Origin of the sequence: Micromonospora sp. NBC_01655, assembly GCF_026339755.1 — a bacterium.
Classification (GTDB): Bacteria; Actinomycetota; Actinomycetes; order Mycobacteriales; family Micromonosporaceae; genus Micromonospora.
In genome coordinates this window covers 518977-540067 of the sequence record NZ_JAPEQF010000001.1, presented here as the reverse complement: position 1 = coordinate 540067, position 21091 = coordinate 518977, and the positions used below count along the sequence as shown (strand labels likewise).

General features: G+C 72.6%; 19 protein-coding genes and 2 pseudogenes. 13 read left to right on the top strand and 8 right to left on the bottom strand.

The features are described from left to right. Nucleotides 1-29: 29 nt before the first annotated feature. The 4 genes and pseudogenes from OOK41_RS02650 to OOK41_RS31835 form a co-directional block, all read right to left on the bottom strand. The gene (locus tag OOK41_RS02650) at nt 30-290 is read right to left on the bottom strand and encodes a hypothetical protein (RefSeq protein ID WP_128763559.1); all 261 of its coding nucleotides are present in this window, start codon (nt 288-290) and stop codon (nt 30-32) included. Nucleotides 291-412: 122 nt separating this feature from the next. Then, complete coding sequence (locus OOK41_RS02645) at nt 413-619, bottom strand: ribbon-helix-helix protein, CopG family (protein ID WP_161688708.1); 207 nt, start codon at nt 617-619, stop codon at nt 413-415. Nucleotides 620-825: 206 nt separating this feature from the next. Then, nucleotides 826-1113, bottom strand: a complete 288-nt coding sequence (locus tag OOK41_RS02640) for a hypothetical protein (protein ID WP_266262843.1) — start codon at nt 1111-1113, stop codon at nt 826-828. Nucleotides 1114-1321: 208 nt separating this feature from the next. Beyond that, nucleotides 1322-1552, bottom strand: a pseudogene (locus OOK41_RS31835) (hypothetical protein); the annotation flags it as partial. A gap of 433 nt (nt 1553-1985) precedes the next feature. On the opposite strand from OOK41_RS31835, the gene OOK41_RS02635 reads away from it, so the two are divergent. Both OOK41_RS02635 and OOK41_RS02630 read left to right on the top strand, forming a co-directional pair. Next, nucleotides 1986-2840, top strand: coding sequence for a helix-turn-helix transcriptional regulator (locus OOK41_RS02635; RefSeq protein ID WP_323136252.1), 855 nt, complete (start codon nt 1986-1988; stop codon nt 2838-2840). Between the two features lie 4 nt (nt 2841-2844). Next, the gene (locus tag OOK41_RS02630; protein ID WP_117668151.1) at nt 2845-3072 is read left to right on the top strand and encodes a DUF397 domain-containing protein; all 228 of its coding nucleotides are present in this window, start codon (nt 2845-2847) and stop codon (nt 3070-3072) included. Nucleotides 3073-3112: 40 nt separating this feature from the next. Here OOK41_RS02630 and OOK41_RS02625 read toward each other — a convergent pair whose 3' ends face one another. After that, the gene (locus OOK41_RS02625; protein WP_266262841.1) at nt 3113-3592 is read right to left on the bottom strand and encodes a methylated-DNA--[protein]-cysteine S-methyltransferase; all 480 of its coding nucleotides are present in this window, start codon (nt 3590-3592) and stop codon (nt 3113-3115) included. Between the two features lie 163 nt (nt 3593-3755). Between OOK41_RS02625 and OOK41_RS02620 the strand changes: the two genes are divergently transcribed. Both OOK41_RS02620 and OOK41_RS02615 read left to right on the top strand, forming a co-directional pair. Then, complete coding sequence (locus tag OOK41_RS02620; protein WP_266262840.1) at nt 3756-4268, top strand: NfeD family protein; 513 nt, start codon at nt 3756-3758, stop codon at nt 4266-4268. A gap of 55 nt (nt 4269-4323) precedes the next feature. Then, entirely contained in the window at nt 4324-5820 is a 1497-nt protein-coding gene (locus OOK41_RS02615; RefSeq protein ID WP_117668149.1) for a flotillin family protein, read from the top strand. A gap of 54 nt (nt 5821-5874) precedes the next feature. Here OOK41_RS02615 and OOK41_RS02610 read toward each other — a convergent pair whose 3' ends face one another. After that, the gene (locus tag OOK41_RS02610) at nt 5875-7338 is read right to left on the bottom strand and encodes a CCA tRNA nucleotidyltransferase (RefSeq protein ID WP_117668148.1); all 1464 of its coding nucleotides are present in this window, start codon (nt 7336-7338) and stop codon (nt 5875-5877) included. A gap of 127 nt (nt 7339-7465) precedes the next feature. On the opposite strand from OOK41_RS02610, the gene murJ reads away from it, so the two are divergent. From murJ to OOK41_RS02575, 7 genes are all read left to right on the top strand, one after another. Then, nucleotides 7466-9211, top strand: a complete 1746-nt coding sequence (gene murJ, locus OOK41_RS02605; RefSeq protein ID WP_266262839.1) for a murein biosynthesis integral membrane protein MurJ — start codon at nt 7466-7468, stop codon at nt 9209-9211. A 449-nt stretch (nt 9212-9660) separates the two neighbouring features. After that, on the top strand, nt 9661-11262 hold the full coding sequence (locus OOK41_RS02600) for a protein kinase family protein (protein ID WP_117668146.1): 1602 nt from the start codon (nt 9661-9663) through the stop codon (nt 11260-11262). A 43-nt stretch (nt 11263-11305) separates the two neighbouring features. After that, nucleotides 11306-12202, top strand: a complete 897-nt coding sequence (sigM, locus tag OOK41_RS02595; RefSeq protein WP_266267714.1) for an RNA polymerase sigma factor SigM — start codon at nt 11306-11308, stop codon at nt 12200-12202. Further along, nucleotides 12199-13194 (top strand): hypothetical protein, encoded by a 996-nt coding sequence (locus OOK41_RS02590; protein ID WP_266262838.1) that lies wholly within the window; start codon nt 12199-12201, stop codon nt 13192-13194. Before sigM ends, OOK41_RS02590 begins: the two co-directional genes overlap by 4 nt. 237 nt (nt 13195-13431) lie before the next feature. After that, a complete protein-coding gene (gene trxB, locus OOK41_RS02585) occupies nt 13432-14385 on the top strand; it encodes a thioredoxin-disulfide reductase (protein ID WP_117668143.1) in 954 nt (317 codons plus the stop codon). 85 nt (nt 14386-14470) lie between these two features. After that, nucleotides 14471-14794 (top strand): thioredoxin, encoded by a 324-nt coding sequence (gene trxA, locus OOK41_RS02580; RefSeq protein WP_117668142.1) that lies wholly within the window; start codon nt 14471-14473, stop codon nt 14792-14794. Nucleotides 14795-15010: 216 nt separating this feature from the next. Beyond that, the gene (locus OOK41_RS02575; protein ID WP_117668141.1) at nt 15011-16180 is read left to right on the top strand and encodes an N-acetylmuramoyl-L-alanine amidase; all 1170 of its coding nucleotides are present in this window, start codon (nt 15011-15013) and stop codon (nt 16178-16180) included. A 112-nt stretch (nt 16181-16292) separates the two neighbouring features. Here OOK41_RS02575 and OOK41_RS02570 read toward each other — a convergent pair whose 3' ends face one another. Next, nucleotides 16293-16958 carry a GNAT family N-acetyltransferase gene (locus tag OOK41_RS02570; protein WP_117668140.1) on the bottom strand — a complete coding sequence of 222 codons (666 nt, stop codon included), beginning with the start codon at nt 16956-16958 and terminating at the stop codon, nt 16293-16295. Between the two features lie 313 nt (nt 16959-17271). Between OOK41_RS02570 and OOK41_RS02565 the strand changes: the two genes are divergently transcribed. After that, nucleotides 17272-18585: a PLP-dependent aminotransferase family protein gene (locus OOK41_RS02565; protein ID WP_266262835.1), complete on the top strand. Its 1314-nt coding sequence runs from the start codon at nt 17272-17274 to the stop codon at nt 18583-18585. Nucleotides 18586-18592: 7 nt separating this feature from the next. Beyond that, nucleotides 18593-19591, top strand: a complete 999-nt coding sequence (locus tag OOK41_RS02560; protein WP_266262833.1) for a D-alanine--D-alanine ligase — start codon at nt 18593-18595, stop codon at nt 19589-19591. A 201-nt stretch (nt 19592-19792) separates the two neighbouring features. Here the strand turns inward: OOK41_RS02560 and OOK41_RS02555 are convergent. Further along, nucleotides 19793-20383: pseudogene (locus tag OOK41_RS02555) on the bottom strand (hypothetical protein); the annotation flags it as partial. Nucleotides 20384-21091: the final 708 nt, after the last annotated feature.

The window sequence follows — 21091 nt, the reverse complement described above, 5'->3', positions numbered from 1 at the left end:
GTCCGTCGGGACCCGGCCCTCGCCGTCGCTCAGGCCGACATCTCCAGGTACGGCGACAGCCGCAATGCCAACTCGTCGACCGAGTCCACCTCACCACTGGTCAACGCGTCGGTCAGCCCCATCCGCTCCTTGGCCGGCATGGTGAAGGTCAGCCCGCCGCGCTGCAGAAACACCCGCATCGCTGCCCAGGCCAGCCCGGCGTTCCACATGTCCAGGGGCCGCCACATCATCAGCCCGTGCAGCAGCGCCGCCGCTTTGTCCAAGACGGTCGGGTAGGCCGGGCGATTCATCATTCGAGCGTGCGGACGGGCCGCTGCGGCGACCAGGATGCCCGCGTCCCGCACCCCACTCTGCGGACCGGTGTACTCAGCCAGAAGGGTCAGCAGATCCTCCGGCTCCGGCCAGGGCTGCCTCACCGGTCCCCCAACATCTCGAAGAACTCGGCGTCCTCCTCGAAGACCCGCCGGGCTGCCTGGCGGGTCCACTCGTTGCGTTCTTGACGTTCGAGGTACTCCTGGATCGCCACCTCGACGGTCTTGTGCATCGAGCGGTGCTCGGCTTCGGCCAGCTCACGGAGCCGCTGTTCGACTTCGGGCTTGAGCGTCAGGGTGAAGGCCATACCACTTTTGTATAACTCTTCAGGGGCCACGTCAATCATGCTTGGCACTCTCTCTGCCTCCTCGCAAATTAGGTGGAGCGGGTCCTGTTGACCTGCTCGGATGTTGCTCCCGAGCGCCGCCCGCAGGCCGCGTACCGGCCAACGGCTGGACAGGAAAGTCGGGTGCGGCAGCATGAGAATCGAAATGTGTAACAGCCGTCACTTATTCATCCGCCGCGTGTCCGCCGGAGCGTCGGTACGGCGTGCCCTCGGTACCCGCCCGGGGCCGCTCTCGGTGCGACGCGGAGCCCGGCCGGCTGCACGTAGATGGTCCGGCGCTCGACCGCGTCGCCCTCCGCATCGAGTTGGTAGACATCGAGCCAGCGCCAGCCGTGGTAGGTGATTAAGTCGTCGCGCACCCGGATCACCCGGGCGATGATCGGCCGACTGATGAACTGGACGCTCGCAGCCCGGGTCACCTGGACCACGTCCCCGGCCCTGATCTCGACGCTCACGACCCGTACCGCCGCCACGCCCTGATCCGGGCCCGCGCCACCTCGACGGCAGGACAACAACTCCCGACGCAGCACGCCCGACAACGGTGGTGCCGGTGGTACTCCAACACCTGCCAGGCAATTCGCACCAGTGCCGGCAGCCGCCGCCCGGTCACGACTCAAGCCAGTTCTCGCGGCCGGTAGGGATAGGGGGACGCGCCCAGCACAGGCGATGCGGTGCCCGCCAGCGTCGCAGGGCCGCCAGGCGGGATTCCGGCACCGCCGCTGGGCACACCGGCAACCCCAACTCGACCAGTTGGTTCGCCGCCGCGTTGGCCGGCCGGCACGGTCCCGGGACCTGGCAGACCCGGCAGAGCCCCGCCGGATCGAGTACGTGCGCGGCGATGATCTCGTACGCGGCGCGGCTCTCCGGCCGTACCCGGCTCTCGTGCAACCCCATCGGTGCGTACCCCTCGCCTGAAGGGGGCGGGCGCGCGGTCCGTCACCGCCGCGAGGGGGATTCGCGGCGGGGTCCACGCGCCCGCCCGGCTTGGCGCCGAGGAATGCGCTGTCGGGTCAGCGCACCCCTCGGCTGGAAACCGAAGGGGTACGCACAACGCAGGCGCGCCGGTGTCCGCTCACAGCGGGTACGGCGTGGTAGACAGTCGGGGAGTCGTTCCCCGGGACGCCATCCATCGCGATGTGTCTCCCGTTCGGCTCGTTCCCGGGCCGGGGTGGGCATGCCGCCAAGCCAACCCACCCCGGTCCTTCCATCAGCCGCCAATTACCTTCAGTAACAGCAGCCACACGCAGCATGCATCAGATCTAGCACTGGTGCAAGCTTGCAACAAGGGAATCTGTTCGCCATGCTGATGCAGACGAATGGAGACGTGATGCCGAACGAACTTGCCTCCACACTTCGCGCCCAGTGGCTTGGTCAGCAGCTCCGCGAGATGCGGGAAGCTGCCCGGCTGACGCTGCGGGACGTGGGTGAATGCCTCAATCGCAACGCCAGCACCGTCAGCCGGATCGAGTCCGGCATGCTGCCGGCCCGGGTACCCGAGGTGCTGGCCTACCTCGATGTCTGCGGGATCGACGACCCCAAACGACGCGACGACCTCAAGACGATGGCGCAGGATGTCTGGCAAAAGGGCTGGTGGGACGGCTTTAGCGCCAACGTCGCCGCCTCATTGATCGACTGGATCTGGCTGGAGAGCCGCGCCACCGCAATCGACTCATTTCAGGACTCGGTGATCCCCGGCCTGCTCCAGACCCGGGAGTACGCCGAGGCCGTCATCCGGGCCGCCGACCAGCACCTTCCCGACGATCAACTCCAACGCTTCGTCGAGCTGCGCATGAACCGCCAGCAGCGCTTGAGCCATCCCGAGCCGATCCGGCTCTCCGCGATCATCGACGAGGGCGCGTTGCGCCGGACGATCGGCGGATCCGAGGTGATGCGCGCCCAGCTTGCCCACCTTCGTTCGCTGGCCGGCTGGCCGAACGTCGAGATCATGATCCTGCCGCTCGCCGCAGGCGCCCACGCCAGCCCAAATGGTGCCTTTGATGTCTTCCGGATGCGGCGGCCGTATCCACCCGCCGGCTGCATCTCCACGGTCGTCGGGACAGTCGTGGTCGAAGGGGAGAAGGCCGATTCGCTGCACCAGCGCTACGATCGGCTACGCCGGGCGGCGCTGCGTAACGGCGCCGTGCAGCGGATCCTCTTCGACCTGGAAGCACGTCTGGAGTGAGCACATGGCGACCGTCGGCCGATCGACCAGCACCGCACTGCCGGTGGCCTGGCACGTCAGCACCCGCAGCGGCAACGGCGACGGCAACTGCGTCGAGGCCGGGCCGGTGCGCGACGGCAGCGGGCGGTTCGCCGTCCGCGACAGCAAGGACCGCGGCGGACCCGTCCTGGTCTACGCCGCCGCCGACTGGGGCACCTTCCTCACCGGCCTGCGCGCCGGACGTCTCGCCTGACTCGCTGACCCGCCCCTCCCGCCGTACACCCCGGCAGCGGTCAGGACCAGGCGCGCCGCAGGGCGACGCCGGCCTCCAGCTCCAGCAGCTTCACCTTGCGCGGCAGGCCGCCGCCGAAGCCGACCAGCTTCGCCCCCGCGCCCACAATCCGGTGGCAGGGCACGATGACGGGGACCGGGTTGCGGTTGCAGGCCACCCCGACCGCCCGCGCCGCACCGGGGTCGCCGACCACCCGGGCCACCTCGCCGTAGGTCGACGTCTCCCCGTACGGGATGCGGGTCATCTCCCGCCACACCGCCCGCTCGAAGTCGGAGCCCCGGCGCACCGCCACCGGCACCGTGAACTCGGTCAGCTCACCGGCGAAGTACGCTCGCAGCTCCGCCACGGCCCGCCCGGACAGCTCGTCGCCGGGCACCTCGGCCGCCGCCGCCACCCGCCCGAAGTGCGCGCCGCACACCCCGGCGTCGTCGGTGGCCACGGAGAACTCGCCGATCGGCGAGTCGAGAACGGTCCAGCGCACACCCCCATTCTTCCCTCCCGGTCCGACCACGCCGCGACCCGGCCTCCCGGGCAGGCAGGACCTTCGGTGCTCGCCTTTCCGACCGGGCGGGAAACTGGCCCAGCAACCCGTGCCCTGGAGGTGGCCTTGGGTGACCTTGCGCGGCAGGGCTACCGTGCAGGTCATGGCCTCGGGGACACTCATCTTCCTGATCATCGGCGGGGTGGGCGTCGCCGTGCTGGCGCTGGCCCTGCTCGGCGCGGAGCTGTTCCAGTTCGGCCATCCCGACGTCGACGGGCCGGTGTCCGTCGAGGCGGTCGCCGGGTTCACCGGCGCCTTCGGCTTCGGTGCCGCGATCGTCAACGAGCTGGTCGGCGGGCGTACCCCCGGTATGATCGCGGCGGCGGCGGCCGGTGGCGCGCTGGCGGCGGTGCCCACGGCCTGGCTCGCGGTCCGGCTCAGTCGGGCGGCCCGCGCCATGCGGACCGACCCCACCCCCAGCCGCAACGACCTGGTCGGCGCGCTCGGCCTGGTGGTGACTCCGGTGCCGACGGACGGGTACGGCGAGGTCCGGATCCGCGTCGCCGGCCAGCCGGTGAAGCTCAACGCCCGCGCCGACGGCCCGATCCCGGTCGGTGCCCAGGTCTTCGTGGTGGAGGCCCTGAGCGAGACCAGCGTGCACGTCGAGACCTACTGAATCCCTGCGCAGAGAACCACCGAACCCCCTTTCACACCCTCAGAGCGGAAGTCGTATGCCCCTCCTCATCGCCATCGGCGGCGCGGTTCTCCTCGTCGTCGTCCTCGTCCTGTTCGTGCTCTCCCGGATCAAGGTCGCCGGGCCCAACGAGGCATTCATCGTCACCGGCCGCAAGGGCCGGACCACGCAAACCGCCGACGGCGGCCGGTCCACCGACAACTCCGGGCAGAAGGTCGTCCTCGGCGCGTCGGTCTTCGTCCTGCCGGTGGTGCAGAAGATCCAGTCGCTGGACCTGTCCAGCCGCCGCATCGACGTCGGCATCAAGGGCGCGGTGAGCAAGCAGGGCATCCGGGCCGACCTGCACGGCGTCGCCATCGTCAAGGTCGGCGGCACCGAGGGCGCGATCCGCGCCGCCGCCCAGCGCTTCCTGCACCAGCAGGGCGAGATCGACAACTTCACCCGCGAGGTGCTGGCCGGCGCGCTGCGCTCGATCGTCGGCCGGCTCACCGTCGAGGAGGTCATCCGGGACCGCGCGGCGTTCGCCAACGCGGTGGCGGAGGAGGCCGAGCACTCGATGACCAACCAGGGCCTGGTGCTGGACACCTTCCAGCTCCAGGACATCGTGGCCGAGGGGTCGTACCTTCAGGACCTCGGGCGGCCGGAGGCGGCCCGGGTGCTCAAGGACGCCTCGATCGCCGAGGCCCGGGCCCGGCAGCAGGCCGAGCAGGAGCGGCTGCTGGCCGAGGAGGCCATCGCCGAGGCGAACCGGAACCTGTCGCTGAAGCAGGCCGCCATCCAGGCCGAGATCGACGCCGCGAAGGCGAAGTCGGCGGCGGCCGGGCCGCTCGCCCAGGCCGAGCGGGACCAGGCGATCCTCTCCGAGCAGCAGAAGGTGGCCGAGCGCAACGCCGAGCTGAAGCAGCGCCAGCTCGACACCGAGGTACGCAAGCCGGCCGACGCCGCCCGGTACAAGGTGGAGCAGGAGGCCGAGGCGGCCCGCAACGCGGCCGTGCTGAACGCCGACGCCCAGCGGCAGGCCACCATCGCCGCCGCCCAGGCCGTCGCCGAGCAGGCCCGGCTCACCGGTGAGGGCGAGCGGGCCCGCCGGGCCGCCCTGGCCGAGGCGAACGCGATCGAAGGCGCCAAGGAGGGCGAGGCCGAGCAGCGCCGGCGCTCCGCGATCGCCGAGGCGGTCGAGCGGGAGGGCCAGGCGGAGGCGACGGCCATCCTGGCCAAGGGGCAGGCCGAGGCCGACGCGATGGCCCGCAAGGCCGAGGCGTTCGCCGCGTACGGCGAGGCGGCGGTGCTGGACCTGCTGGTCCGGGTGCTGCCGCAGGTGGTCGAGGCGGCCAGCGCGCCGATCGGCGCGATCGACAAGATGACGGTGATCTCCACCGACGGGGCGTCCTCGCTGACGAAGTCGGTGGCGAGCAACGTGGCGCAGGGGCTCCAGCTCGGCACCGACCTGACCGGCATCGACCTGGCCGGCCTGCTCGGCAAGCTCGGCGCGGCCCAGTCCGTCGGCGGCGGCAAGCCCGCGGTCGACGCCTGATCTGACGAAGGGGCCCCGGCCGACGGAATACGTCGGCCGGGGCCCCTTCCACGCTCAGGCCGGCGTGACGCCCTGCTCGCGGGCCCAGCGCAGCAGCTCCGCCTCGGCCTCGTCGCGGTCCAGCGGGCCGCGCTCCAGGCGCAGCTCCTTCAGGTGCTTCCAGGCCTGGCCGACGACCGGCCCCGGTGGCACGCCGAGCAGCTCCATGATCGCGTTGCCGTCCAGGTCGGGGCGGACCCGGGCCAGATCCTCCTCGGCCGCGATCCGGGCGATCCGCTCCTCCAGCGCGTCGTAGTCCGCCGCCAGGGCGGCGGCCTTGCGCCGGTTGCGGGTGGTGCAGTCCGAGCGGGTCAGCTTGTGCAGCCGGGACAGCAGGTCCTCGGCGTCGGTGACGTAGCGGCGCACCGCCGAGTCCGTCCACTCGCCCCGGCCGTACCCGTAGAAGCGCAGGTGCAGACCGACCAGCTTGACCACCTGCGCGGTGACGTCCTTCGGGTACTTCATGGCCTTCATCCGGGCCTTGGTCAGCCGGGCGCCGACCACCTCGTGGTGGTGGAAGCTGACCCGGCCGTCCGGCCCGACCGCCTTGGTGGCCGGCTTGCCGATGTCGTGCATCAGGGCGGCCATCCGCAGGACGAAGTCGCAGCCGTCGGTCTCGTACGACACGGCGTTGCTCACCACGGTGAGCGTGTGCTCGTAGACGTCCTTGTGCTGGGCGTGCTCGTCGATCTCCAGCTTCAGCCCGGTCAGCTCGGGCAGGAAGCGGTCGGCCAGCCCGGTGTCGACCAGCAGCCGCAGCCCGGTGATCGGGTCCGCGCCGCAGAGCAGCTTGGTGAACTCGTCGCGGACCCGCTCGGCGGTGATCCGGTCGAGGTCGGCGGCCATCCGGGTCATCGCCGCCCGCACGTCCGGGTGGACGGTGAAGCGGAGCTGGGCGGCGAACCGGGCCGCCCGCAGCATCCGCAGCGGGTCGTCGCCGAACGACTCGGCGGGGGTGCCGGGGGTGCGGATCACCTTGGCGGCGAGGTCGTCGAGGCCGCCGTGTGGGTCGGTGAACCGGTGCCCGGGCAGGCTGACCGCCATCGCGTTGACGGTGAAGTCGCGGCGCCTCAGGTCGTCGGTGAGGTTGGTGCCGTACTCGACGACCGGGTTCCGGCTGACCTGGTCGTACGCCTCGGCGCGGTAGGTGGTGATCTCCAGCCGCAGCCCGTCGCGCTGGCAGCCGATGGTGCCGAACTCGCGGCCGGTCTCCCAGATCGACTCGGCCCAGCCCTTGATGACCCGCAGGGTCTGGTCGGGGTGGGCGTCGGTGCAGAAGTCCAGGTCGTCGCCAAGGCGGCCGAGCAGGGCGTCGCGTACCGAACCACCCACCAGGTGCAGCTCGTGGCCCGCCTCGGCGAACCGGCGACCCAGCTCGTCGGCGACGGGGGAGACGCGGAGCAGTTCGGCGACGGCGTTGCGCTGCGCGGCGGTGAGCTCGCGGCGGTCGGCGGCGTGGGGAGCGGAGGCTTCGAACATGGGATCGCCAGCCTATCGGGCCGGTGGGGGAACTGATCCGCCGGGCGCGGGTAAGCGGTGGAGGTTGACTATGGTCATGGGGTGCGGGCCGGTGCCCGGCTCCGACGTACCCCTTGGAGGCTGGAAGATGAGCGGCGGTCTCTACCGCAGCGCGAACGCCGCGCAGGGCGGCGGCCGGCCCCCGGGTGACGACGCCACCTTCATCTCCGCGGAGCCGCTGAACCAGCCCGCGATGGAGTCGACCGCGCCGCCGCCGGAGGTCGTCGCGGAGACGAGCGCCGCGACGAACAGCGCGGTGATGGCGATCGGCAGCCTGGTCAGCCGGGGCACCGGCTTCCTGCGCACGCTCGTGCTCACCGCCGCGCTGGGCGGGGCCCTGGTCGGCGACGCCTACACCACGGCGCAGATCTTCCCGGGCATGGTGTACGAGTTCCTGCTCGGCGGCATCCTGACCAGCGTGCTGGTCCCGGTGCTGGTGCGCCGGCGCAAGACCGACGACGACCGGGGCCAGGCGTACGCCCAGCGGCTGCTCACCCTGGCGGTGATCGCGCTGGCCGTGGCGGCGGTGCTCGCGGTGGTGATGGCCCCGGTGCTGACCTGGCTGTACGCCAGCGACCAGCAGACCGGCGACTACCGCGGCCTGGTCAACGCGCTGTCCCGGCTGATGCTGCCGATGATCTTCTTCACCGGCCTGAGCGCGCTGATCAGCGCGGTGCTGAACACCCGGGGGCACTTCGCGGCCCCGATGTGGGCCCCCATCCTCAACAACGTCGTGGTGATCGCGACCGGCGGGCTCTACATCGCGATCTTCGGGGCGAAGATCGTCGATCCGGGCGAGATGACGTTGGGGCGCGTCCTGTTGATCGGCGGGGGCACCCTGCTCGGCGTGGCGATCCAGGCCGCCGGCCTGCTGCCGGCGCTGCGCAAGGTCGGCTTCCGCTGGCGGTTCCGCTTCGACTTCGGCAAGCTCGGCCTCGCCGAGCTGGGCCGGCTCGGTGCCTGGATGTTCTGCTACGTCGCGGTCAGCCAGCTCGGCCTGGTCGTGGTGTTCAACCTGCTGAGCCGGGCCAGCGGCGAGAAGGCCGCCGGCCCACTGATCTACAACAACGTCTTCCTGCTGCTGATGATGGCGCACGGCATCATCGCCGTGTCGATCATCACCGCGCTGATGCCCCGGATGAGCGCCGCCGCCGCCGACGGCCGGTACGCCGACCTCGCCGCCGACCTGTCCCGGGGCACCCGGACGGTCACCGCGGTGCTAGCCCCGATCGGGGTCTGCTACGCCGTGCTCGCCGCCCCGATCGCCTTCGCCCTGTTCCAGCACGGCGCGTTCACCGAGCAGAACGCCCGGGACACCGTCCCGGTGCTGGTCGTGGCGGGCATCGCGCTGGTGCCGTTCGCGATCAGCCAGCTGTTCACCTTCGCCTTCTACGCGCTGCCGGACACCCGGACCCCGGCCCTGGTCAACATCCCGGTGGTGGGGCTGCGGGTGGCCGTGCAGATCGGCCTCTTCTCGCTCTTCGCGGCGAGCTTCGCCGCCGCCGGGATGATGCTCGGCAACGCCGTCTCGTACGTGGCGGCGGCCGTCATCTCGGCGTGGCTGCTGCGCGGCCGGGTGGGCCGGATCGGGATGGGGCAGATCGCCGGCACGTTCGTGCGGGTGGCCGTCGCCGCCGCCGGGGCCACCGTCCTCGGGTTGCTGGTGGTGAAGCTGCTGCCGGGCGACGACGCGCCCACGCTGGTCCAGTCGGCGGTGCAGATCGTGGTCGGCGGCGCGGTCATCGGCGGGACGTACCTGGGGCTGGCCATGGTGCTGCGGATCAGGGAGATCACCGAGGTGATCGGGATGGTCCGCAGCCGCCTCGGGCGCTGACCCGGCACCGCGCCGGGGCCCTCCGGCCGTCCAACACGCAGGGTGACCGGGGATCACCAGGCTGGGGATGCGCCTGTGGATAACTCAGCGATTCGCGGGTCAGCAGCCATAAGTGCCTGTGGGCAACCAGCCGGAAGGCTGAGCATAACGGGCCGTTCGGTGGGGTATCCGGGCGGCGACACCAGCCCCGTCGCACCGGCCCGGCCCCTGCGACGACTACTTGCGGTCAACCTCTAGATTGGCTAGTACATGTGCCAGCAACGCGGCTGACAACGGCCGTAACCGGGCGAGTCCGGCATGTCCCGGCACCTCCGCCGGGTTCGGCGGGAAGATGACATGTCGGGGAGGCGGGCAACCCGGGTAAGGTCGCTTCCGACGGGTACGGCTGACCCAGGCGTTCCACGTCGACACCGTCGGCCGGTTCCTCAACAGGCAGAGCGGGAAGCCACATGCCCAGCAGCGCGGGTCCATCGATCGACACGATCACCGAGGGAGGACGGGTGACCCAGGTCGGCGAGGGTCAGGAGGCGGAGGAGAGCGCTCCGCCGGTCATGACCTTCGGTGCTCCCACGGCGGGTGAAATCCTCGCCGAGCGGTACGAGCTGGTCGAGCACATCAACAATGACAGCGCGGGCCGGCTGGTCTGGCGCGGAGTCGACGTCGTGCTGCGCCGTCCCGTCGCGGTCGTGCTGCGCTACCCGGGCGGCGACTCCGCCACCGAGATGCTCCAGGCGGCCGTCGCGGCCAGCCGGGTGATCCACCCGAACCTGGTCGGCGTCTACGACGCCATCGACGAGGCCGATCGGGCGTACGTGGTCCGCGAGTGGGTGGACGGGCAGTCCCTGCGGGAGCTGGTCGCCGACGGCCCCCTCGACCCGGGCCGGACGACCGCGATCGGCAACGCGGCGGCCAGCGCGCTGGCCGCCGTGCACGCCACCGGCATGGTGCACGGCAACGTGCACCCCGGCACCGTGATGATCAGCGACGAGGGCCGGGTGGTGCTGGCCGACGCCCGCACCGACAGCGCCGACAGCCAGGAGAACGACGTCCGGGCGATCGGCGGCGTCCTCTACTTCGCCCTGACCGGGCACTGGCCGCACGCCGAGGCCCCGCTGCACGGCGCCACCGCCGGGCACGGCCGGGCCGCCATCCCGGACGCCGTCCGGGACGCCAGCGGGGCGATCGCCGCGCCGCGGCAGGTCCGCGCCGGCGTGCCGGCCTACCTCGACGACCTGACGATGGACCTGCTCGACGCCGGAATCGCCCCGCCCCCGTCGGACGTGCTCGCGGCCGAGCTGGGCCGGCTCGACATCCCGATCGAGGAGGAGCCGTACCTGGAGCCGGCCGGTCCGCTGCGGTTCGCCGCGGAGACCGGCGACGAGCCGTCCCCACTGGCGTCGGTGGGCGGCCGGAAGGTCGCCATCGGTATCGCCGGCCTGCTGGCGGTCGCCCTGGTCGGCCTGCTCATCGGGATCAGCGCGCTGGGCGGGGACGACGAGCCCCCGCAGGCCGAGCCGGTGGCCCGGCCGTCCAACAGCGCCCCGGCCACCGAGGCGGCGCCCGCCGCCACGCGCAAGCTGTCGGTGAGCGACGTGCGCATCATCGACCCGGACAGCAAGCTCCGCGACGAGCTGGGCGGCGCCGAGAAGGTGATCGACGGCAACCAGGACGAGAGCTGGGACACCGACACCTACACCCAGGCGAACTTCGGCAACCGCAAGAGCGGCATGGGGGTCTGGCTCGACCTCGGCGAGGAGCGCACGGTCAAGTCGGTGCAGGTGAGCCTCTCCGCCACCGGGGCGTCCGCCCAGCTCTTCGCCGGCAAGACCGACCCGCCCTCCACCTCGGCCGGCGACAAGTCGCTGCTCACGAGCTACCAGAAGAGCCCGATCGGGCAGCCGTTCGAGGAGCACGACGGCACCACCATGACCTTCAACGGCTTCGACGCCGACACCAAGTACCGCTACCTGCTGTTCTGGATCACCGAGCTGCCCTCGAACGACCGGGGCTACCAGGTCGGGGTCCAGGAGATCACGGTCCAGGGTTCGTGAACCGGCGACCGCCGACGGGTCGCCACCCCGGGCGGGCGTGGTGATGGACGGTCACGGCGAGCGGACGACAGACGTACCGGTGGACGGCCAGCGCCGTCCACCGGTCGCCGTTCCGACCGGCTCCGTCCCGGGCACCGGGCCGAGCGACGTCGAACTGCTCCGCGCCCACGTCGCCGGCGACCGGTACGCCTTCACCGAACTCTTCCACCGGCACCGGGACCGGCTCTGGGCGGTGGCCCTCCGGACGGTCGGCGACCGCGAGGAGGCCGCCGACGGGCTCCAGGACGCGCTGCTCTCCGCCCACCGCGCGGCGGCCCGGTTCCGGGGTGACTCCGCCGTCACCACCTGGCTGCACCGAATCGTGGTGAACGCCTGCCTGGACCGGATCCGACGCCGGCAGGCGCACCCGACCGTTCCGCTGCCGGACGGGACGCACGGCCCCGACGACGGCCCGTCGACCGGCGGGGTGGAACCGGCCGCCCCCGTCCAAGACCACGACACCGCCCTGGTGGTCCGCCAGGCCCTCGCCGAGCTTCCGGTCGAGCAGCGGTCGGCGCTGGTGCTGGTGGACGTACAGGGCTACCCCGTCGCCGAGGTGGCCCGGATCCTCGGCGTCGCCGAGGGGACGGTCAAGAGCCGCTGCGCCCGGGGCCGCGCCCGCCTCGCTGTGGCGCTCGGTCACCTGCGCACGGGTGTCGTCCCCGAGGGAACGACCGGCGCGGACGCCGACGAGGGCCCGAACCTGCGGTCCGGCCGGCCCGGGCGGGTCGCCCCGCCACAGGACGGGCGGTCCGGGGCGCGAGTCCAGAACGCCGCCCCACCCGACGCCGGGGCCGGCCCGGACGTGCCCGTCGTCACCCGGGGGAACCCTGGGCCGGCGGGGGGCGTCCGATCTGGGTCGGGGCGCTCCCGGCGCGACGCCAACCAGGAGGAATCGTGACGGCCGGGGGGTTCAGGGAGGTCGACCACGACCTGCTCGCCGACTACCTCGGCGGCGCGCTCGACGGCACGCCGGACGAGGCGGTCGTGGCCCGGCTGGTCGAGGAGGACCCGGCCTGGGCCGAGGCCCACGACGCGCTGGCGCCGGCCCTGGCCCGGGTCGGCGAGGACCTTGCGGCCTGGGCCGGACCGGCCCCCGAGATGCCGCTGGCGGTCGCCGACCGGATCGCCGCCGCGCTGGCCGGCGCCGGCCCGGGCACGCCCACCGGTCCCTCCGTTGCGCCGGACGCCACGGACCGGACCGATCCCGAGCGCGCGACCGGAGTGCCGCCCGCGCTGGTGCCGGCCCAGCCGTCGGGCGGGTCGCGCCGGCCGGCCGGAGGGTCCGGGCCGACGACCGGTCGTACCGGCACCGCCGGTCCTGGCCGGCGCGGGCGACGCTGGGTCCGGATCGCCGGGCCGGTAGCGCTGGCCACCGCGGCGGTGTTCGCCGTCGGGCTGGGGCTCAACCGGTTCGTCACCGAGAGCACGCAGTCCGACAGCGCGGCGACCACCACGATGAGGGAACCCGCCGGAGCGGCGATGGGTGCGAACGGCTCCTTCCGCGCGACCGGAAACCCGCAGCACAGCGGCATCGACTGGACGCCGGAGGCGCTGGCCTCCGGCGCGCCGCGCACCGGGCCGTCCAAGTCGGTCGGGCAGGGATCGGCGGCGCCGGAGGTCGGCGGAGGCGAGCGCCTCCCGGCGGTCGGCGACCTCGACCGGCTCACCGCGGCGGGTGCCCTGACCTCCTGCCTGACGGCGGTCAGCACCGAGTACGGGGCCGGTCCGCTCACCGTCGACCTGGTCGACTACGCCCGGTTCCGGGGCGACCCGGCGCTGATCGTGCGCTTCGTCGACCCGTCCGGGGTGCGCTGGGCGTGGGTCAGCGGCCCGGAGTGCGGCGTACCCGGATCCGGGGCCGACACCCGCTACCGGGCGCGGGTAGGGTGAGATCACGGTTCGCCGGCGGGCGTAGCGGGGCGGGGTGACCCGCTGGCCCGGGCGAGACGGAATCGGCGACGCCGTCCTTCCACGTGACGTGACCCACCGGATGACCGGCTCGGGAATCCCCACTTCGTACGATGACGTTTCGCAAGTCAGGAGTCGTGGCGGCGTCCGCGTGGCGGCGGCACTCAGACCGGCATCGGTGCGCGCGCCGATGGCGACCACACACATCGGGAGACGGCAGTGGACGAGGTCCGCAACCTGATCATCATCGGCTCCGGGCCGGCCGGTTACACGGCGGCGGTCTATGCCGCGCGCGCCAACCTCAAGCCCCTGGTCATCGAGGGCGTGCAGTCCGGTGGCGCGCTGATGACGACGACCGAGGTGGAGAACTTCCCCGGCTTCGCCGACGGCATCCTGGGTCCCGAGCTGATGGACAACATGCGCAAGCAGGCCGAGCGGTTCGGTGCCGAGTTCCTCACCGACGACGTGACCCGGGTCGAGCTGAAGGACACCGGCAGTGTCGGCTCCGACGCGGTGAGCACCGTGTGGGTCGGCGAGACCGCGTACCGGGCGAAGGCCGTCATCCTGTCCACCGGTTCGGCCTGGCGTCCCCTGGGCGTGCCGGGTGAGCAGGAGTACCTCGGCCACGGCGTCTCGTCCTGTGCCACCTGTGACGGCTTCTTCTTCCGCAACCAGCACATCGTGGTCGTCGGTGGCGGCGACTCGGCGATGGAGGAGGCCAGCTTCCTCACCCGGTTCGCCGAGTCGGTCACCATCATCCACCGGCGCGACTCGTTCCGGGCCAGCAAGATCATGGCCGAACGGGCGCTCGGCAACGACAAGATCAAGGTCGAGTGGAACACGGTGGTCGAGGAGGTTCTCGGCGCCGACGGCAAGGTCTCCGGCGTACGGGTCCGCAACGTGCACAGCGGGGAGAGCAAGGTTCTCGACGTCACCGGCGTCTTCGTGGCGATCGGTCACGACCCGCGCAGCGAACTGTTCCGCGGCCAGGTCGAGCTGGACGACGAGGGCTACGTGAAGGTGCAGGCGCCGAGCACCCGGACCAGCATCCCGGGCGTGTTCGCGGCCGGCGACGTGGTCGACCACACCTACCGGCAGGCGATCACTGCCGCCGGCACGGGCTGCGCGTCCGCCCTGGACGCCGAGCGCTTCATCGCCACGATCCAGAGCTGAGCCGCAGCACCACCAGCAGCGACGCCGCCCCGGCGTGGCACCGAAACGACGAACGATCTGAACGAAGTCCCGGAGGAGGGTCATAGTGGGAGCGACAAAGGCGGTCACCGACGCGAGCTTCGCCGCCGACGTGCTGAAGTCCGACAAGCCGGTGCTCGTCGACTTCTGGGCCGAGTGGTGCGCGCCGTGCCGCAAGGTCTCCCCGCTGCTGGAGGAGATCGCCGGCGAGATGGGCGACCAGGTCAGCATCGTGAAGCTCAACATCGACGAGAACCCGGAGACGGCCCGCGCCTACCGGGTGATGTCCGTGCCGACCCTGACCGTCTTCAAGGACGGCGAGCCGGTCCAGTCCATCGCCGGCGCCAAGCCGAAGGGCGAACTGGTCAAGCTGATCCAGTCCGCGCTCTGACCGACGCACCCCGAAACCCCGTACCCCTCGCGGGTGCGGGGTTTCGGGTTTCCGGCCCTGACCTGGGCGGACACCGCACCTCGGCCGGCCGGACCGCATAGCCTCAACCCGGGGGCGGCCGGTCGGCCACGCCGCGCCCCGTCGCCCAGCGGGGTCGCCGACCCCGCCTGCGGCGTCGCGGGACGACCGGCCACAACCGTGCGAAGGGGGTCGAGCGTGCGTCCGATCCGACCCGGCGACCGGGGACCGGCGGTGACCGAGATCCGTGGCGTGCTGACCGGCCTCGACCTGCTCCCCTCGTCGCCCACGGGCGACGACGACGAGTACGACGCCGCGACCGAACGCGCGGTCCGGGCGTTCCAGCAGTCCCGTGGGCTCAGCGTGGACGGGCGGGTCGGCGCGGAGACGTGGCGCGCCCTGGACGCCGCCCGCTGGCGGCTCGGCGCGCGGACCCTCTACCACGCGGTGCCGGAGCCACTGATCGGCGAGGACGTCCGGTCGTTGCAGGAACGCCTGCTGGAGATGGGGTACGACGTGGGCCGCGCCGACGCCATCTACGGCGTGCGCACCTCGCGGGCGGTGGCCCAGTTCCAGCGGGAGATGGGGCTCAAGCCCGACGGCTCCTGCGGCCCGCACACCATGGGGACGCTGCGCCGCCTGGGGCGCAAGGTGGTGGGCGGCCGGCCGCAGTGGCTGCGCGAGTCCGACGCGATCCGGCAGGCCGGCCCAGCCCTGGTCGGCCGGACCGTGGTCATCGACCCCGGGCACGGCGGCACCGATCCGGGGGTGGTGGTGCCGGACGGGCCGCTGCGCTGGACCGAGGCCGACCTGGTGCACGACCTGGCCAGCCGGCTGGAGGGGCGGCTCGCCGCCTCCGGGGTGCGGGTGCAGCTCACCCGGGGGCCGGCGCCGGGAAGCTGCCTGCCGGACGTGGAACGGGCGCAACTGGCCAACTCCCTGGGCGCGGACGTGTTCATCTCGCTGCACACCGACGGACACGCCAATCCGGAGGCCGAGGGCGTGGCGACCTACCACTACGGCACCGACAACGGGGTCACCTCGGCCACCGGTGAGCGGCTGGCCGGGCTGGTACAGCGGGAGATCGTGGCCCGGACGGGGCTGCGGAACTGCCGGACCCACGCCAAGACGTGGGACCTGCTCCGGCTGACCCGGATGCCGGCGGTACGGGTGGAGGTGGGCTACCTGACCTCTCCGGCGGACCGGGGACGGCTGGTCGACCCGCGGTTCCGGGACCGGATCGTCGAGGCGATCGTGGCCGCCGTCCAGCGGATGTACTTCCCGGTCGAGCGGGACGTGCCCACCGGCTCGATCGACGTCAGCGAGCTGCGGGCGGCGGTCGCGGCCGGCCGGGTGGCCACCGCCTGAGCCCGCCCGGTCCGTTGCCTGGGCGGGGCCGGGCGAGGGCCGCCGCACGACTCCGACCAGCCGGGCCCGCTCCGCTCCCGCACGGCGCACGGCGGGGGCGGCGGCGTGCGGGTCAGCCGCTGGTGGAACGGGTGGCCGGGGCGGGCCGGACCGGCCGGAGCAGGGTCTCCGGGCTCATCGAGCCGAGCAGCTTCTCCAGGGCGTACTCGACGTCGGACTTCCAGCTCAGCGCAGTGCGCAGCTCCAGCCGTAGCCGGGGGTAGCGCGGGTGCGGGCGGACCGTCTTGAAGCCCACCGAGAGGAAGTAGTCGGCGGGGGCGACGCAGCCGCCGGGCGGGTCGCCGTCGTCGCCGAACTTCGCGTCGCCGAACGCCTCGATCGCCTTGATCCCCCGCTTGGTGAGGTCCCGGGCCACGCCCTGCACGAGCATCCGGCCGAGCCCGCCACCGGCGAAGGGGGCGACCACGTGCGCGGTCATCAGCAGCGCCGCGTCGGCGGAGACGGGCGAGGTGGGGAACGCCATCGCGCGGGGCACGTAGGCCGGCGGGGCGTACATGACGAAGCCGGCGGGCATGCCGTCGACGTACGCGAGCTTGCCGCAGGAGCCCCACTCCAGCAGCGTCTGGGAGACCCAGGCCTCCTTCTCCAGCCCCGGGTCGCCCGCCGCGCAGGCCCGGTCGGCGGACACCGGATCAAGCTCCCAGTAGACGCACTGCCGGCACGGGCGGGGCAGGTCTTCCAGGGTGTCGAGGGTCAGGCTGACCAGACGTCGAGACATTGGCGCATCCCCACAATAGGCTCGGAGACGAGACCGGCGCGCAACGCCACCGCCGCCTCGGCCCCCCGACGAGCGATCGTACGCCGACTGGTGACGCTACGGGAGGGGACGCGCGAATGCACCCGGAGCGCCCCCGGGACGCCCCGTGCCAGCCGGCCCGCGGGTCCGGGATGTGGACTCGGGTCACGTCGTAGGGCCGTTCGTCGCCGACCCGACTACCATCGGGGATCTGCGTCCCGTGCCGCCATGGTCTGCGGCGTCCCGGGTATCCCGGGAGGGCGGCAGCCGCCCGACACGCGATCGAGGTGATGTCATGACCGGCACGACGCTCGACGACTACACCGACCGGTACGCCCGGCGCGTCCGAGGCATGACCGCCTCGGAGATCCGCGCGCTGTTCGCGGTGGCCAGCCGGCCGGAGGTGGTCTCGCTCGCCGGAGGCGCACCGTACATCGCCGCCCTGCCGCTGGACGCGGTGGGCGAGATGCTCGGCCGGCTCGGCTCCGAGCACGGGGCCACCACCCTCCAGTACGGCATCGGCCAGGGCACCCTGGAGCTGCGCGAGCGGATCTGTGAGGTGATGGCCCTCTCCGGCGTCGACGCGTCCTGCGGTGCCTCCCCGGAGGACGTCGTGGTGACCGTCGGCGGCCAGCAGGCGCTCGACCTGGTGGCCCGGCTCTTCCTCGACCCGGGTGACGTGGTGCTCGCCGAGGGGCCGACCTACGTCGGCGCACTCGGGGTGTTCCAGGCCGCCCAGGCCCAGGTGGTACACGTGCCGATGGACGACGAGGGGCTGATCCCGGAGGCCCTGGAGGCGGCCGTGGCGGAGCTGGCCCGATCCGGCCGGCGGGTGAAGTTCCTGTACACCATCCCGACGTACCAGAACCCGACGGGCGTGACGCTCAGCGAGGAACGGCGCGAACGGGTGCTCGACATCTGCGAACGCGCCGGCCTGCTGGTGGTCGAGGACGACCCGTACGGTCAGCTCGGTTTCGAGGGTGACGCCCCGCGCCCGCTGCGGGCCCGCCGCCGCGACGGGGTGTTCTACCTGAGCACCTTCTCCAAGACCTTCGCCCCCGGGTTGCGGGTGGGCTGGATCCTGGCCCCGCACGCGGTGCGCGACAAGCTGGTGATCGCCAGCGAGGCGCAGATCCTCTGCCCCAGCGGGTACGCCCAGGCCGCCGTCTCGACCTACCTGGGCACCATGCCGTGGCGGGAGCAGCTCAAGGTGTACCGGGAGGTCTACCGGGAGCGCCGGGACGCGATGCTGGCCGCCCTAGACGACCTGATGCCCGCCGGCACCACCTGGACCAACCCCGCCGGCGGCCTGTTCGTCTGGGCGACGCTGCCCGACGGCCTGGATTCGAAGGCGATGATGCCGCGGGCCATCGCGGCGCGGGTGGCGTACGTGCCCGGCACCGGCTTCTACGCCGACGGCACCGGCACCGGCAACATGCGGCTCAACTTCTCCTTCCCGTCACCGGAGCGGATCCGTGAGGGCGTGCGCCGACTGGCCAGCGTGATGGAGCAGGACATCGCCATGCGCCGGGTGTTCGGCGCGGTCGGCCGTCCCGAGGTGCGGCGCGGGCAGGCCGGCGCGGACACGCCGGGACCCGACTTGGCATGATTCCGGCATGGCTTCGACCCCTGCCGAGCGAATCACCGTGACCGACCCCGCCGTCACCGACGAGCTGCACGTGCTGGTGCTCGCCGGTGGGCTCTCCTACGAGCGGGATGTCTCGCTCCGGTCCGGCCGGCGGGTGCTCGACGCGCTCCGGGCCGTCGGGGTGGAGGCGGAGCTGCGGGACGCCGACGTCGCCCTGCTGCCGGCGTTGGTCGCCGACCCGCCCGACGCCGTGGTGATCGCCCTGCACGGCGCCACCGGCGAGGACGGCTCGCTGCGCGGCGTTCTCGACCTCTGCGACGTCCCCTACGTCGGTTGTGACGCCCGCGCGTCCCGGCTGGCCTGGGACAAGCCGTCGGCCAAGGCGGTGCTTCGGGAGGCCGGCATCCCCACCCCCGACTGGGTGGCGCTGCCGCACGACCGCTTCTCCGAGCTGGGCGCGGTGGCCGTGCTGGACCGGATCGTCGACCGGCTGGGCCTGCCGCTGATGGTGAAGCCGGCGCAGGGCGGTTCCGGGCTGGGTGCCGCCGTGGTCCGGGAGGCGGCGTCGCTGCCGGCCGCGATGGTCGGCTGTTTCGCGTACGACCCGACGGCGCTCGTCGAGCGGTACGTGCCCGGCATGGACGTGGCCGTCTCGGTGGTCGACCTCGGGGAGGGGCCGCAGGCGCTGCCCGCCGTGGAGATCGTGCCTCGCAACGGCGTGTACGACTACGCGGCCCGGTACACCGCCGGCCGGACCACCTGGCACGCGCCGGCCCGGCTGGACCCGGAGGTGGCGGCCGGGGTGGCCGAGGTGGCGGTGGCCGCGCACGCCGCCCTCGGGCTGCGCGACCTGTCCCGGGTCGACCTGATCGTCGACGCCGACGGCCGGCCGCACGTGCTGGAGGTCAACGTCTCCCCGGGGATGACGGAGACGTCGCTGCTGCCGCTCGCGGTGCAGGCCGCCGGCCTGGACTTCGGCCGTCTTCTCGGGTCGCTGGTGACCCGGGCCGCCGCCCGTCCCGTCTGACCTTCCTCTTCGCCCCGCTTCCCGCCCGTCCGGTACGGGGCGGTGTCAGCGGCGTCCCGGCTCATCCACCGGCTCATCGGTCGACGGGGCGGCGGCGTCCTCCCCGCCGTCCGGTTCCGGGATCTCCTCGGCCGCTTCGATCACCCCGATGGCGTCGTCCTCGTCCGGGGCAGGGGCGGGGGCGGACGACTGGGCGGCGATGCTCGACGGCGCCTGCCACTGGATGCGGGGCGGCTCGGCCAGCGGACGGCCGCCGAACTCCGCCAGCCAGGCGGCCACCAGGGCCAGGTTCTCCCGCCACTGCTCCTCGGAGATGGGCGGGAGGATCGAGTCCCACAGCGACAGGAACGTGCCCCGGAGCTGGAGTCGCCCGTACGGCCGGGCCAGGAACCACAGATGCAGGTGGGCGGACCCGTCGCCCCAACGGTTGACGTGGACCCGCGCGACGCCGTCGAGGGAGCGGATCGCCCGTTCCAGCCGGACCGTCATCACGCCCAGTTCGGCGGCGAGGAGGTTGGGCAGGTCGCCGAGGTCGAGGTGGGAGCGGGACTCCAGGATCAGCACCATCGGCAGCCCGGTCGGCCGGTCCATGGCGCGGACCCGCCACCGCTCGCCGACCCAGATGTACGCATCGTCCGGCGCGCCGCACGCCGTGCATTCCCGAGCTCCCTCGCCCCGGCGCGGGGGCTCCACCGCGACCGGGTCGTCGAGGTGCTTGACCTGGAGATCGCCTTCGAATGGGAAAGAGGGCCAGGAGGTGAAATCGGGGACTGAGGGAGGGGTGTCGTGCACGACGCTGACCCTAACCGAGCGGGCGACCCCTGTCCCTACCTGATTCGTCCACCCTCAGGTACGCCGGACCGGCCGTAGCCGCCTGTCCCGATCCGGGTCAGCCCGCTCCGACTCGCCCCCGCATCGGTTGTCCACACGTTATCCACAGGCCCCTGTGGTCGTCACCACCCCACGTCATCCACAGGCCGAAACCGCGTTTCACGCGGGGTTTCACGTGGAACGGAGGGTGCCTGTGGAAAACCGCTGTGGATAACTTTGCGGATCGGCGACGAAGTTGTGCACAGCCCACCGACTCCCTCGTACCTAACGACCCGCAGAGCGATGGGTCGCTGTCTCGGCGACCTGAAATGTGAGCGCTTCAGGCCCAGGCGAGGTGGCTTCGGTCCCCAGGGAGATGGTCGCGGGAGGAGCCGATAGGCGAAGTTCGGGGGCGGGCCTTCGCGGTTACCCCGGCCGGGCCGGGGCGGCTGGCGCGGCGCCGGCCCCCGACAGCCGCCCCGCTGCCGATCGAGGCCTGGCTCCCCTCGACCATGGGTGCCTCTCCCGTGATCCGCTTCCGGCTCGCTCGCCGGAGGAGTCCCGCGATCGGACCCCCGAGGATGTGGCTATCGGGGGGCATGCGTCCCGTCCCCACCTCGCGCCCGTCCCCTCATGCGCTGGGACCGAACCGGCCGGTGCCGGCCCCGGTGCGTGCCGCGGTTGGGCGCC

Bases quoted from the DNA above. Each gene is read 5' to 3' on its own strand.
- OOK41_RS02620 (WP_266262840.1), top strand. From the start codon at position 3,756: ATGGCCTCGGGGACACTCATCTTCCTGATCATCGGCGGGGTGGGCGTC.
- OOK41_RS02615 (WP_117668149.1), top strand. From the start codon at position 4,324: ATGCCCCTCCTCATCGCCATCGGCGGCGCGGTTCTCCTCGTCGTCGTC.
- OOK41_RS02600 (WP_117668146.1), top strand. From the start codon at position 9,661: ATGCCCAGCAGCGCGGGTCCATCGATCGACACGATCACCGAGGGAGGA.
- OOK41_RS02570 (WP_117668140.1), bottom strand. From the start codon at position 16,958: ATGTCTCGACGTCTGGTCAGCCTGACCCTCGACACCCTGGAAGACCTG.
- OOK41_RS02650 (WP_128763559.1), bottom strand. From the start codon at position 290: ATGAATCGCCCGGCCTACCCGACCGTCTTGGACAAAGCGGCGGCGCTG.
- OOK41_RS02635 (WP_323136252.1), top strand. From the start codon at position 1,986: ATGCCGAACGAACTTGCCTCCACACTTCGCGCCCAGTGGCTTGGTCAG.
- OOK41_RS02610 (WP_117668148.1), bottom strand. From the start codon at position 7,338: ATGTTCGAAGCCTCCGCTCCCCACGCCGCCGACCGCCGCGAGCTCACC.
- sigM (WP_266267714.1), top strand. From the start codon at position 11,306: ATGGACGGTCACGGCGAGCGGACGACAGACGTACCGGTGGACGGCCAG.
- murJ (WP_266262839.1), top strand. From the start codon at position 7,466: ATGAGCGGCGGTCTCTACCGCAGCGCGAACGCCGCGCAGGGCGGCGGC.
- OOK41_RS02560 (WP_266262833.1), top strand. From the start codon at position 18,593: ATGGCTTCGACCCCTGCCGAGCGAATCACCGTGACCGACCCCGCCGTC.
- OOK41_RS02630 (WP_117668151.1), top strand. From the start codon at position 2,845: ATGGCGACCGTCGGCCGATCGACCAGCACCGCACTGCCGGTGGCCTGG.
- OOK41_RS02565 (WP_266262835.1), top strand. From the start codon at position 17,272: ATGACCGGCACGACGCTCGACGACTACACCGACCGGTACGCCCGGCGC.
- OOK41_RS02645 (WP_161688708.1), bottom strand. From the start codon at position 619: ATGGCCTTCACCCTGACGCTCAAGCCCGAAGTCGAACAGCGGCTCCGT.